Annotated in this window: 11 protein-coding genes; 4 read left to right on the top strand and 7 right to left on the bottom strand. The window is 66.1% G+C overall.

Annotated features, from left to right (window positions below):
- Positions 1–2 precede the first annotated feature (2 nt).
- Positions 3–1,805 carry an ABC transporter ATP-binding protein gene (locus tag F817_RS0105960; protein WP_024326791.1) on the bottom strand — a complete coding sequence of 601 codons (1,803 nt, stop codon included), beginning with the start codon at positions 1,803–1,805 and terminating at the stop codon, positions 3–5.
- Between the two features lie 262 nt (positions 1,806–2,067).
- Between F817_RS0105960 and F817_RS0105955 the strand changes: the two genes are divergently transcribed.
- On the top strand, positions 2,068–3,675 hold the full coding sequence (locus F817_RS0105955) for an amino acid adenylation domain-containing protein (protein WP_024326790.1): 1,608 nt from the start codon (positions 2,068–2,070) through the stop codon (positions 3,673–3,675).
- 43 nt (positions 3,676–3,718) lie between these two features.
- On the opposite strand, the gene F817_RS0105950 is transcribed toward F817_RS0105955, so the two are convergent.
- The 5 genes from F817_RS0105950 to F817_RS0105930 form a co-directional block, all read right to left on the bottom strand.
- Positions 3,719–4,543 (bottom strand): GNAT family N-acetyltransferase, encoded by an 825-nt coding sequence (locus tag F817_RS0105950; protein ID WP_024326789.1) that lies wholly within the window; start codon positions 4,541–4,543, stop codon positions 3,719–3,721.
- An 80-nt stretch (positions 4,544–4,623) separates the two neighbouring features.
- A complete protein-coding gene (locus F817_RS0105945; protein ID WP_024326788.1) occupies positions 4,624–5,643 on the bottom strand; it encodes a glycosyltransferase in 1,020 nt (339 codons plus the stop codon).
- A complete protein-coding gene (locus tag F817_RS0105940) occupies positions 5,643–6,530 on the bottom strand; it encodes a hydrolase 1, exosortase A system-associated (protein WP_024326787.1) in 888 nt (295 codons plus the stop codon). Before F817_RS0105940 ends, F817_RS0105945 begins: the two co-directional genes overlap by 1 nt.
- Complete coding sequence (locus tag F817_RS0105935; RefSeq protein WP_024326786.1) at positions 6,527–7,330, bottom strand: hydrolase 2, exosortase A system-associated; 804 nt, start codon at positions 7,328–7,330, stop codon at positions 6,527–6,529. The genes F817_RS0105940 and F817_RS0105935 overlap by 4 nt, the downstream gene beginning before the upstream one ends.
- Before the next feature lie 9 nt (positions 7,331–7,339).
- The gene (locus tag F817_RS0105930) at positions 7,340–7,591 is read right to left on the bottom strand and encodes a phosphopantetheine-binding protein (protein WP_024326785.1); all 252 of its coding nucleotides are present in this window, start codon (positions 7,589–7,591) and stop codon (positions 7,340–7,342) included.
- A gap of 329 nt (positions 7,592–7,920) precedes the next feature.
- On the opposite strand from F817_RS0105930, the gene F817_RS0105920 reads away from it, so the two are divergent.
- The 3 genes from F817_RS0105920 (at position 7,921) to F817_RS0105905 (ending at position 10,656) form a co-directional block, all read left to right on the top strand.
- Positions 7,921–9,750, top strand: a complete 1,830-nt coding sequence (locus tag F817_RS0105920; protein ID WP_024326784.1) for an asparagine synthase — start codon at positions 7,921–7,923, stop codon at positions 9,748–9,750.
- A 285-nt stretch (positions 9,751–10,035) separates the two neighbouring features.
- Entirely contained in the window at positions 10,036–10,329 is a 294-nt protein-coding gene (locus F817_RS0105910) for a type II toxin-antitoxin system RelE/ParE family toxin (protein WP_024326783.1), read from the top strand.
- A 9-nt stretch (positions 10,330–10,338) separates the two neighbouring features.
- Positions 10,339–10,656 (top strand): HigA family addiction module antitoxin, encoded by a 318-nt coding sequence (locus F817_RS0105905; RefSeq protein ID WP_024326782.1) that lies wholly within the window; start codon positions 10,339–10,341, stop codon positions 10,654–10,656.
- A gap of 230 nt (positions 10,657–10,886) precedes the next feature.
- On the opposite strand, the gene F817_RS0105900 is transcribed toward F817_RS0105905, so the two are convergent.
- On the bottom strand, positions 10,887–12,260 hold the full coding sequence (locus tag F817_RS0105900) for a phenylacetate--CoA ligase family protein (protein ID WP_024326781.1): 1,374 nt from the start codon (positions 12,258–12,260) through the stop codon (positions 10,887–10,889).

Below are 12,260 nucleotides of genomic sequence, written 5' to 3'. Positions count from 1 at the left end.
CGCTACAGGACACCTGCCGCGAGGCGCCGGAATGGTTCGCTGCACTCGGAAAGTTCTGACCAGTTTCCCTGGTCGGCGATGCGTCCATCTTTCATGACAAAGATCTGGTCGCTGGGCTGGACAGTGCTCAGCCGATGGGCGACCAGAATGATGGTCTTATCTCCGGATAGGTTGTGTAGCGCTTCCATCACAGCGCGCTCGGTGGCGTTGTCCAGCGCACTCGTGGCTTCATCGAAAAAGAGCACAGCGGGGTCCCGGTATAGCGCCCGGGCGATGCCAATTCGTTGTCTTTGTCCACCCGAAAGGCGGGTGCCGCGCTCACCAATGACGGTGGCATACCCGTCGGGCAGATCCCGCATGACAAACTCGTGCAGGTTGGCCAGGCGGGCCGCCTTCTCCACGGCCTTATGGTCGATTTTCTCTTCCGGTACACCCAGGGCGATATTTGCTGCCACGCTCTGGTCCGCCAGAAAGATGTGCTGTGGCACGTAACCCAGGGTGGCCTGCCAGCGGCGGACGTTCTCCCGCGTGAGGGGTTCGCCATCGATTCGGATGGTGCCTTGCTGGGGCTCCAAAAGGCCCAGCAGAAGATCTACCAGGGTGCTCTTGCCGGCGCCGGATGAACCAACAAAACCAACCGTCTTGCGAGCCGGTATCTCCAGCGTGACGTCTTCAAGGGCGGGGCGTTCGAGCCCTGGGTACCGGTAAGTCAGACCGCTCACCTCGATGGATCGGGTTGGGACGAAGGGCTCAGGCCGGTCATTGCGCGCGAGCATCGGCGTGCTTTCCGGGCGGTTGCCCAGGTCTTTCAGAATGTTGTCCACCGCTGCCGTGCTGAAGCGCAACGAGGCAACCTGTTGGAAGATTTTCTGGAAGGCCGGGATCAATTGTCGCCCGGCAAGCGCATACAGACCGATCAGCGGTAGCGCCTGGGCCAGCCCCCCGTCGCCCGCCATCAGGTAGAGCACCAACACCAGGACCCCCCCAAAGGCGATGGCCTCGATCGCGTATTGCGGAAGGCTCTGGAGCAAAACCGCATTCGCCTGGTGGCTGGCAAAGCGCTTGGACGGGTGGCGGTAGCGCTCCAGATAGTCGCGCTCCCGTCCCAGCAGGCGGATCTCCTTTGCGCCGGCAAAGGCCTCCGCCGCCGCGGTGAAGCGCTGGCGGTTCGCCTCCACGCGATCCTGCCCGATGCGGTTCAGCCACGTGCGCGCGAGAACGTAGATGGCTCCATAGATACCCCCCAGAGAAAACGCGACGATCAGGGCCAGCCAGGGCTGGGCTACGATCAGCAATGCGATGATGAACATCGCCAGCAGTCCTTGGCTGACTAGCCGGAGGACTGGCATCAGGGCCCCGTTGATCGCCTGAGTGGTCTCCTGCAGGACCGTCTTGGCAAGGTCCCCGGAATTCCGGTTTAGGAAGAACGTGAACGGACGGCTGAGGTAGTCCCCCATCAGGCGCCGCGACAGCTCGTACTGCTGCATGTGGGTAAACCGTGTGATGGCCCACTGGTTCAGCGCCTGGAGCGCAGTGCCGGTGACAAAGAGTACGAACGCCGCCACACCCAGGAAGTAGAGAAAGCCCCCCGTGGACTGGAATCCGAGCCACTCGTATGCGAGACGAAGTATTTCGTTGTCGTGGACCATGTTGGGGTCGGAGAGCACCGCCAGAAACGGCATGACCGAGGCGATGCCCGCGGTCTGCATGAAGGCCGTGACGATCATCAGGATCACCAGCAGGCCAACCTTGCCGCGATCGCGGGGGTCGAGCAGGGCATTCAGCTTGTGCAGAGTTTGCAGCATGGTTTCGCCGAATCGGGATCCTTCGCACGAGGGGCCTTGTCGCGGCCCCGTAGACAACCGCCATCAGGCGGCCGTTAGCCAGGCCTGGCGGCCGGCTTCTCGTCTGGATTGTACGAGATGGGGCGTTCGCGGATGCTGCGCTGAAGGCACCGTGGACGTGCCTGGGTACGACTGGCCAGATGGACCGCCAGTCCGGGCCGACCCAAAAACCCCCGAGAGCCGCAGCAGTAAAGGGTTCCCGAGGAGAGCGAGGACTGCACCCATGCCAAACGCCAGGATAACGAAGGGTTTACTGACCGGCTTCCTGCGCTCCGTCGAACGCTTCCCGGAACGCCCCGCCCTGGATGTCGAGGGTCGCGTCCTGAGCTACGAGGAGCTGTTCGCAGCCGGCGCGGACATTGCGCACACGCTACAGCAGAGCCCGACCGGGCCCCGCCGGGTCGGTGTGCTGGCCCAGCGCTCGCTCGCGATGTACCGCGGGATTCTGGGCACCCTGATGGCCGGCCAAGCTCTGGTTCCGCTGAACCCGGGGTTTCCCACGGAACGTACGGTGGCCATGGCCGAACAGGCCGATCTGTCAGCGTTGCTGGTGGATGCCCAGGGTCTTGAGCGGCTCGATGAACTCCTGCAGGCATTCTCCCGGCCGTTCCTGATCCTGCTACCCGATACGCAGCGACTGGAGGACCTGCAAACGCGCTGGCCCCGACACGACTTCCGGGTGGCCGGCGATTCCCATCGGCCCGCGGACTGGGCGCCGGCAGCCGTATCCCCGGATGACCTGGCCTGCCTGTTCTTCACCTCCGGCAGCACGGGCAAGCCCAAGGGCGTGGGCGTTCTGCAGCGCAACGCAGCCCGTTTCGTGGAGATGTCTCAGGAGCGCTACCGCGAGTTCGGCATTAGCGAGACGGACCGCTTTTCGCAGTTCTACGACATCACCTTCGATTCCTCGATGTTCGACCTGTACGTGTCGTGGGCCTTTGGCGCCTGCCTGTGTTGCCCCTCCGCCAAGGAGTGGTTCAACCCCAACCGCTACATCGCGGACAAGGCGCTCACGGTAATCGACATCACCCCCTCGGCCGGGCACGGGATGAATCGCCGCAACGGCTGGGCGCCGGGACGGTTCCCGGATCTGCGCCTGTGCCGCTTTGGCGGGGAGGCCCTGTCAGCGGAGCTGGCCGAGGCGATGGCGGCCGCCGCCCCCAATGCCATTGTCGACAATGCCTACGGGCCCACCGAATGCACGGTGGATGCCTGCTACTACCGCTGGGACGGGGAGCGCTCGCCGGCGGAATGCGAGCACGGCATGGTCCCGATCGGCTATCCGGGCAACCAGGTCGGCCTGCGCGTGGCGGACGAGGCCCTGCGGGAGGTGCCGGTCGGGGCCGAGGGCGAACTGCTGATCAGTGGCCCGCAGGTGACGCCCGGCTACTGGAAGGACCCCGAACGCACGGCGAAGGCCTTTGTGCACCAAGACGATGGGCGCGTGCACTACCGCACGGGGGACCTGGTGCGCCGGCCGGCCGCGGGCGAACCGATCATCTTTCTCGGGCGCCTGGATCACCAGATCAAGATTGGCGGGGTGCGGATCGAGCTCGGCGAGGTCGAGGCCGCACTGCGCGAGGCCGCCGGTACGGACCAGGCCGTGGCCGTCGGATGGCCACGAACGGAAAGCGGCGCCTCGGGGATCGTGGCCTTCGTGGTCGCGGAAGATATGGACGAATCGGCCATACGCGACCGACTCCGCCAGCGACTGCCCACGGTGATGGTGCCCCGGGCCATCCACTCGCTGGACAACCTGCCGCTCAACGCCAATGGCAAGGCCGACCGAAAGGCACTGATCTCGACCCTGGAAGAGACGGCGACCCCGTAACCACGAGGCTGCGCCGAGCCTCTGGCCAACGTCTGTTTCCAGGCTACGCCGGCGCGACCACTCCAGGGACAGCCAGGTACGTATGCCGGAGATGCAATACCTCGAACCCCTTGCGGAGGTGGTTTTGATAGGACGGGTCCGGTCTGTCCGGTGTCCCCACGGCGGTATCCGTGATCACCGACGTACACCCATGCAGCGACGCGTCCCTGAGGCAAGCGGAGATGAGCGCCCCATGCAGGCCACGTCCACGGTAGTCCGGGCGGGTTGCTTCCCACCCGGCCCAGGCCACCCCGTCCCCGAGATACAACAGGCCGGTTGCCACCACCGTTCCATCGTCGAGCGCCAGCCACTGACGCCATTTGGATGATCGCGGCAGTTCCGCCAGAAGGGCCTTTGCCTCCTGCGGCACGGAGAACGCATCGACCGCCAGCGCGGCGCCAGCATCTTCGTCTTCTGGCCGCCAGGGGCGGATCTCGAGATCGCTCTTCCCCTCGGGGACGTCGCTGCTGGCCCGCATCAGGACCGCAGATGCCGCCCCCCGGCGAATCCTGCGATCGCGTAGCCATTGGAGAACGGACTCCGGGCGGGCATGAGGGCTGAGCTCGATTGCCCAGGGAAGGTCATGCTCGGCGTACAGGGCCGCTAGTTCATCAATATGGCCCTCGGTTGCCGGGTCTGAAACGCCCAATCCCAGCACCCGGTTAAAGACCAGCATCTTCTTCAGGCCCGGGGCGATCAGGGCAACATGCGTCCCGCTGCGGACCGCTCGAAAGCCCGGGATGCCCGCGCTTTCGGCCAGCTGCATCATGCTCTCGTAGGCCTCGGCCTCGACCCGCTCGGCCTGGGCGGAAGATGGATCTTCAGTCATGGTACCTCCTCCTGTCTCCGGCTTGGGTCTTGCCGAGGGCCCTTAATCAGCCCGGACGATGCCGGGTCCGACCCAATGCCTCACCGCGCCTTGCGTCTCCCTGCCACACTCTTCCCGGCACTCAGGACCAGGTAGGCCCAGGTGGACACGGACCAGGGGTCCCGAAGCGTCGACTGCAGGAACGATCGTGCCGCCAGCCTCGGGTCCCCCTCCCAGTAATGGTGATAGCCGAAACTGAAGCAGGTCTCGGCAAGGCGCCTGCGAATCGCGCCGCGTGACGTCTGCTCTCCGCCCGGGCCAACCCGACCCCAGCGGCCGAGCGCCTTGCGGACGACCTCGTATTCATAGTTCGTGTCGGGGTACTTGGTGATGCAGCCCTCGCCATGAAGCCGGTAGAGAGCCGTCACGAGGTTCAGCTGGTGGATCTCGGTCAAGCGCGACGCGCGCAACCAGTAATCGTAGTCCTGCCCCCTTTTGAGATCAGGGTCGAACTGTCCGACACGTCCCACCAGGTCGCGTCGCATCATCACCGTGATGGTGTGAGGCAGCGAGCCGAAGAGCAGACGGTTGTAAAGCCACCCGGACCCACGATCCACGAGCGGTTTGCCGTCAGGGTTCATCGGGTACGCGCCCTTGGCCGCATCGGGTTTCAGGAACGTGCCGGACGGATCGGGCTTCCATGTGGCCCAGGCGGTAAAGGTCATCCCGATCCCGGGATGCTGGTCCATGTAGTCCACCTGAGCCGCGACCTTTCCCGGCAGCCAGACATCGTCGGAGTCGATAAAGGCGATGTAGTCACCGCCTGCCCTCGCGACGCCGGCATTGCGGGCCACGGCCGCCCCCTGGTTCTGCTGGGTCAGCAGTGTCAGGCGGTCACCATATCCGCGCAGGATGTCGAGCGTCCCGTCGGTCGAGCCGTCGTCTACCACGATCAGCTCGATGCCCGGGTAGTCCTGATCCAGAACACTGTCGACGGACTCGGCAATATATGCGGCCGTGTTGTAGGCCGGCATGATCACCGAGACCAGGGGCTTGCGGTCACGACCCTCCGGCGCGGCCGGGGCCCTGCTGCTCGTCCGGGCTTGCTCCACGGACGACATCACTCCCGCCCTCGTTCCGGCAATGTCTGTAGCCAGTCATGCGTCCACAGCGCCACCTGGTCGCGCCACACGCGGCGAGAAAAGGTGTGGTTGGCACCGGGCAGTTCGCGCAAGGTCACGCGCGGCTCCTGCAGCAATCCACTCCATGCCGGCGCGTTCGTCGCCACATCGCGAAACTCGGCCGCGGTCAGGTCATCGCCGCTCAGGATCACCAGGACGGGCCCCTGGAAGCGCCGCCAGCCCTCGGCCATCCGATCCGGCAGGGGGCCTTTGTCGATGCGATCCGGGCTTGTGTTGTCGGGCTCGCCGGAGGCCCCACCGGAACCGGAACCCACCGCAGTGCCGACCATGCGCCCCAGGGAGCGCAGGGACACCCAGGGGTTAAAACGCCCCTTGAGGGCCCCGGACCAGAAATCGCGCGAGAACAGGCGCTGGAGGTAGTAGGTCTTCAGGTAGGCCCGAGCCAGCCCTTCCTCGGTGCGGGCCCAGGGGTTGACCAGCACCAGGCCTGTCACACGGGGGTCGCGCCAGGCATAGAACAACGCCGCAGAGGCCGCGCCACACAGACCCCACAGGGTCACCTCGTGCATCCCCGGCACCTCGCCTGCAAAGGTATCGACGGCCGCATGCAGGTCGTCGTGCACGTCGTGGAACGTTCGCTGGGCACCGGAAGAATCGCCCATGCCGCGGAAATCGAAGCGGAAAACGGGTATCCCCTGCGCCGCGAGATGTCGGGCCAGGAGCAGGAACTGGCGGTGGCTGCCTACCCGGTACTGCGGCCCACCCACGGCGATCAGCACGCCACGCCGGGCGCCCTCCGCGCCGGGATGCAGGATCCCCAGGAGTTCGTCCTCCCCCACCTGGAAGACGACGGCGCGCTCGCTCATGGGAGAGCCTCCAGGCGTTGCATGGTCGCCTCCAGCAATTGCGGCACCTCGACGATGTCCTGGGTGGACCAGAAGGCATCGCCAGCAACGACCGTCGCGGTGACCGCGGCGCCCTCCTCTCGCCAGCGCTCGATCAGGCGTTCGCTCGCCGGCGGCAGCGGTGCGGTGTCCTGCGCGGCCACCTCGAACCATTCGACCGCCTCCGCATGCGGCCGCCGCAGACGGGCCGCCGCCAGGCGCGCGGCCAGCCCGGGTGCCAGGGTATACCCGGCGACTTCCAGCGGCTCTCCCGCATCCAGTTGGGCCCGCAGCTGGGCGGTACCTTCCTTCTGCCCACCCATCAGCCCGGCGGCCATGCGCAGGCGCAGGAACTGGGTCAGGTGCTGTTCGCCATTCGTCACGGGCGCCCAGTAGATCGCGGCGGCGGCCGGCTGCGCACGCATGGCCAGAAAATCACCCGCGAGCAGGCAACCCGCCCGCAACCCCCAGACCATGAACGGCGCCGGGCAACGCGTCTCGAGGTGTTCACTGCAGCGTGCGAGGTCGTCCAGCCAGAGATCCCAGTCCGCGTCGCCAAAGTCGCCGCCGCTGTCGCCGCACCCGTAGAGGTCCGGGATCAACACGGCGTAGCCCGCCTGCGCCAGGCGGCGCGCCTGCAGGCTCACCATGCGACGGGACTTGTTGAGCTCCTCGGCCAGGGGCGGGACAAACAGGACGGCACCCCGGATGGAGGGACCATCCGGCAGATGGAGCACATGGAATACCGGCCCGGCCTTGCCCTCCAGGAACCCGGCTTCCATGCCGCGCGCCTAGCGGTCGAGCTTGGAGTCGATGAAATCGACCAGAGTGCCGAGCGTCTCGAAGGTCTCGGCGCTGACATCGTCATCATCGATCACGATGTCGAAATGGCTCTCGATCGAGGTGATCAGCGAAACGACCGCCATCGAGTCCAGCTCCGGTACGCCACCCAACAGCGTGGTGTTGCGATCGAAGTGCTGAGCGCGTCCATTCAGACTCAGGGCACTGTCCAGCAGATTCCGGGTGTGATCGAGCGTCGACATATCAAGGTTCCTGAAGTCGGGTATCCGTGCCCGGCCGGGGATGCGGGTTATCCGGCAGGTTACCGCATCTGCACGGGCTGTCCAGATCGGTGCCGGCAGACCGCGCCCCCTGCGTGATCGGCTCGTTAAAGCCCTGGGCCTCGGACCACCTCGCGCACCCGGACCCGCACGTAGAATGAGGTCCAGCACGGCACGGATCCGTGCTCGCGAGCAGTGCGCGCGGCCTCGCCCCGCGCATCCCGCGCCTTGTCAGCAAGCAACAACGACTCGAGCGCGAACGCATACATCAATCAACGTTTCCCTGGCCCGACCAGGCAACAGGCGGACGGATGGCGGGACTTTGTGGATGGTTCGCGGTGAATGCCGCATCACCGGCCGGCGCCCTTGAGGCCCAGGGGCAGGCGCTCCCGGGGCTCTCCGGGGCGCCTGACGCCCAATGCACGAACCGCCTGGGCGGCTGCCGGGTCCGGGGCGGCTGGATCGCGCAGGATGCCGACGTCATTGCCGCCATCACTGGCCATCCGCAATGGCGGGACCCTGCCCTGGCCCGACGGGCGCGAGAGCACGACCCGGCGCAAGCCCTGCTGGAGGCCTGGCGGCAGCACGGCATCGGCCTCTTCGAGCAGGTTGGCGGCGACTATGCACTGGCCATCGTGGATTCCGGGCACGGCCGCCTGGTGGCCGGCATCGACCGCCTGGGCCAGACACCGCTTCACTTTGCGCACCTGGATGGCGGCGTGGCCTTCGGCACCAGTGCCGGATGCGTGGCCGCACACCCGGCGGTTGCCACCGAGGTGACCCGCGAGGGGCTCTACCACTACTGTTTCTTTCACATGCTTCCGGCCCCGGTCAGCCTGTTCTCCGGGCTGGAGAAACTGCCGGGCGCCCACCGCCTGACCCACAACGGCGACCGGGCCGAGGTGTCCCGCTACTGGCGCCCGCGCTTCGAGGAAGACAGTGCGGCCACGCCCGAGGCCCTGGAACATGCCCTGCACGAACACGCGCAAGCAGCGGTGGAACGACGTGCGGACTCCCCCCGCCCCGGCGCCTTTCTGAGCGGCGGCCTGGACAGCTCGACGGTGGCCGGGATGCTCGCCGGCATGCACCCCGGGGCCGACAGCTTCAGCATCGGCTTTGATGCGCCCGGATACGACGAGATGGAGTACGCGCGCATCGCCTCGCGGCACTTCGGGACCCAGGCGCACGAGTACTACGTGACGCCGGAGGACGTCGTCGACGCCGTGCCCCGGATCGCCGGCAGCTACGACGAGCCCTTCGGTAATTCGTCGGCCCTGCCGGCCTATTTCTGCGCCCGCATGGCGGCCGACGCCGGCATCACCCGGCTACTGGCCGGGGATGGCGGCGACGAGCTGTTCGCGGGGAATGCGCGCTACGCCAAGCAGGGCGTATTCGAACACTGGGGCCGGATCCCCGCGCCGCTGCGCCACCACCTGCTGGATCCGCTGTTCACCCGCCTGCCGCGCGGCCTGCCGCTGGCCGGCAAGGCCCGCAGCTACGTGGAACAGGCGCGTATCCCGCTGCCGGATCGACTGCAGACCTACAACTACCTGCACCGCCTGGCGCCGGAGACGATGTTCGCACCGGAGTTTCTCGCGGCGGTGGACCGCGAGGCCCCCTGGGAGTTGATGCGCGGGATCTACGCGCAGCCCCAATCGGCGTCGTCCCTCAACCGCATGATGTACCTGGACTGGCAGCAAACCCTGGCCGACAACGACCTGCGCAAGGTGACCGGGATGTGCCAGCTGGCCGGCGTCGATGTCGCCTTCCCGATGCTGGACGACGATCTGGTCGAGTTCTCGTGCCGCGTGCCGTCGGACCTCAAACTAAAGAAGGGCCGCCTGCGCCACTTCTACAAGGAGGCGTTTACCGGTTTCCTGCCCGACGCCATCATCGACAAGAAAAAACACGGCTTCGGCCTGCCGTTCGGCGTCTGGATGCAGGAGCACGCGCCGCTGCGGGAGCTGGCATACGACAGCCTGCTGCGACTGAAGGGCCGCAATTTCCTCCGCGACGACTTCATCGACGAGCTGATCCGACTGCACCGCGAGGGCCACGCAGCCTATTACGGCGATTTCGTCTGGATCCTGATGATGCTCGACCTCTGGCTCGAATCGCACCCCGCCGCCCGCCTGGCATGAGTCACGAAGAGCACGAAAAGCACGAAGACACGACGCAAGGGCGGGTCACAGGAAGGCGGGAAACGCGCGAACGCTCTGGACGAAATGGCCCGCGATCGACCGCTTGGGGCTCCCGACTGCAACGGTTTCCATATCCCCGTCATCCGGGCCGCAGCACACCACCATCGTCATCCCGGCCGCAGCGAAGCGGAGAGCCGGGATCTCCAGGCCGTGACACCCACGCCGCCCTTCGCCCCGCCCTTTTCAGGTTTTGGAATAGCATGGAACCCGTGATACCGTGTTTCCATGATTGTATGCTTCAAGGATCGAGGCACTGAGGATATCTTCAACGGGCTTTCGTCGAAGGCTGCTCGCAAGGTCTGCCCACAATCTGTATGGCGGGTTGCCGCAAGAAAGCTGGAATTGCTGGATTCGGCCATGAACGTTGAGGAGCTGAGAGTCCCGCCGGGTAACCGACTGGAGGCCCTGGCGGGAGAGCGAAAAGGCCAACACAGCATTCGAATCAACGAGCAATATCGGATCTGCTTCGCCTGGACAGACTCCGGGCCCGACCAGGTCGAAATCACGGATTACCACTGAGGCACAATCATGGTCCGCATCCCTACCCACCGACAGCCGACCCACCCCGGTGAAATGCTGGCGAAAGAGTTCCTGGAGCCGATGCATATCTCCCAGCGCCAGTTGGCGGACGCGCTCCATGTTCCGTATCAGCGCATCAACGAGCTCGTGAACCAGAAGCGCGGCATTACGCCAAGTACGTCGCTGCGTCTGGCACGCTTTTTCGGCATGTCGCCCGATTTCTGGTTGAACCTTCAGGTACGCTGGGATTTGTTCAAGGCGGAGCAATCGGAACAGGCGGACCTGAAACAGATCCGGGAATTCCGTTCGTGTAAGCAAACTGCCTGAGCCGGGTTCCCAGTAGCGGGTAGGATGTGTTGAGCGCAGCGAAACGCATCTCGGCCTCCAACCACGCCCACGCACGAGACACCGGCTTCCCGGTTCACCTGCACGCGCCGCGCTGGGGGCTATCATGATCACCCGGCACGCCTCGGCACCACCATCACGAATCTTCCCGTTTTCCCCACTTCCTGTTAACTAGCCCTTCTTCGTATCTTCGTGCGCTTCGTGGTGAGTACTCAGGCGTTCCGGGCTGGCTGATCGGTATCGGGAACGCGGCAGACAACATGGCGGTGCTTGCCGTTGGGCTCCGGCGGGATGGCATCCACCGCCCGCACATCCACCTGGACCGCCTGCCCCAGCGCGTCGACCAATGCACGGCGCAGGCGCCCCTCGGCGGCCGCCGGCAGTGCGGCGACCAGGCTCAGCAGCACCTCGACGTGGTGTCGGTCGTGCTGGATGACCTTGTAGGCGCGCAGCCCGGGCAGGTCGCGCATCAGGTAGTTGAAGCGGCTGCCGTGGATCCAGGAACCGTCCGTCGTGATCAGGCCGTCGTTGGCACGGCCGTCGATGTCGCGCAGCAGCGGCAGGCCGCGCCCGCAGGGGCAGGGACGCGGGTCCAGTGCACCCCGGTCCCCAGTGCGATAGCGGATGAACGGGAATTCCGGGCCCACCAGGTTGGTGATGACGATGTTTCCGGTCGCGCCGGGCGGCACCGGTCGATCCTCCGCATCCAGGATCTCGACGATCAGGGCCTCGGGCGTGATGTGCATGCCCCCCGCCGGACATTCGCGGGCGATGAACCCGGCGTCGCGCGCGCCGTATTCGTTGGCGACCCCACAGCCCATCACCTCGCCGATCACCGCGCGCCACTCCGGGCGCAACACCTCGGAGGTTGTGAAGGCGACACGAATCCCGAGATCATCCAGCCGCTGCCCTCGCTCGCGCGCCCGCCATGCCACGCGGGACAATGCCGACGGATACCCGAACAGCATGCGCGGACGCCGCTGGCGGATCTGCTCGATGATGCGGTCGAGCCGCGCCGGATTCAGGTCGCGGGCCGGCACCAGATACGAACGGAACAGGCGATCGCGCCAGGCACGCAGGCCGTTCTGGGCCTCGTTCTCGACGGCGGATCCCCACAGGACCAGTTCGCGGTCGCCCACGTCCACGCCCCACCAGCGGGTTGCCCGCCACTTTGCGGCGATATCCATGCCGATGCGATCCGCGCCCAGCCAGAACCTCAGAGGCTCGCCGGACGACCCGCTGGTGTGCTGCTCTTCGAGGTTCCTCGCGCCCTCCGCGCGCCAGGCCGCGCCCTGTTCGCGGATCAGTGCCTTGTCGATGACCGGGAGGCGCTGAAGGTCCGCGATGCCGGAGAACGCCGCAGGCGACCAGGCCTGTTGCGCAAACCATTCCCGGTAGAACGGCACCTGCCGCGCGACACGTTCCAGAAGCCCCTGCAGCCGCTGCTGCTGCAGGCTCTGCAGGGCCTCCGGCGTCCACCACTGAGTGGCTTCCAGGGCCTTGTGCCACGCCACCGTCGGGTGACCCTTGAGCCGCTCCTGCAGCGGGAACAGGCCGCGCGCCACCCATTGGGTATAAAGCCCCAT

The sequence above is a fragment of the Thioalkalivibrio sp. AKL19 genome (assembly GCF_000420165.1).
Taxonomy (GTDB): Bacteria; Pseudomonadota; Gammaproteobacteria; order Ectothiorhodospirales; family Ectothiorhodospiraceae; genus Thioalkalivibrio.
The sequence above is the reverse complement of the archived record's forward strand: the minus strand, read 5'-3'. Positions and strand labels throughout refer to the sequence as shown.

Bases quoted from the DNA above. Each gene is read 5' to 3' on its own strand.
- F817_RS0105960 (WP_024326791.1), bottom strand. From the start codon at position 1,805: ATGCTGCAAACTCTGCACAAGCTGAATGCCCTGCTCGACCCCCGCGAT.
- F817_RS0105955 (WP_024326790.1), top strand. From the start codon at position 2,068: ATGCCAAACGCCAGGATAACGAAGGGTTTACTGACCGGCTTCCTGCGC.
- F817_RS0105950 (WP_024326789.1), bottom strand. From the start codon at position 4,543: ATGACTGAAGATCCATCTTCCGCCCAGGCCGAGCGGGTCGAGGCCGAG.
- F817_RS0105945 (WP_024326788.1), bottom strand. From the start codon at position 5,643: ATGTCGTCCGTGGAGCAAGCCCGGACGAGCAGCAGGGCCCCGGCCGCG.
- F817_RS0105940 (WP_024326787.1), bottom strand. From the start codon at position 6,530: ATGAGCGAGCGCGCCGTCGTCTTCCAGGTGGGGGAGGACGAACTCCTG.
- F817_RS0105935 (WP_024326786.1), bottom strand. From the start codon at position 7,330: ATGGAAGCCGGGTTCCTGGAGGGCAAGGCCGGGCCGGTATTCCATGTG.
- F817_RS0105930 (WP_024326785.1), bottom strand. From the start codon at position 7,591: ATGTCGACGCTCGATCACACCCGGAATCTGCTGGACAGTGCCCTGAGT.
- F817_RS0105920 (WP_024326784.1), top strand. From the start codon at position 7,921: ATGGCGGGACTTTGTGGATGGTTCGCGGTGAATGCCGCATCACCGGCC.
- F817_RS0105910 (WP_024326783.1), top strand. From the start codon at position 10,036: ATGATTGTATGCTTCAAGGATCGAGGCACTGAGGATATCTTCAACGGG.
- F817_RS0105905 (WP_024326782.1), top strand. From the start codon at position 10,339: ATGGTCCGCATCCCTACCCACCGACAGCCGACCCACCCCGGTGAAATG.
- F817_RS0105900 (WP_024326781.1), bottom strand. From the start codon at position 12,260: ATGGGGCTTTATACCCAATGGGTGGCGCGCGGCCTGTTCCCGCTGCAG.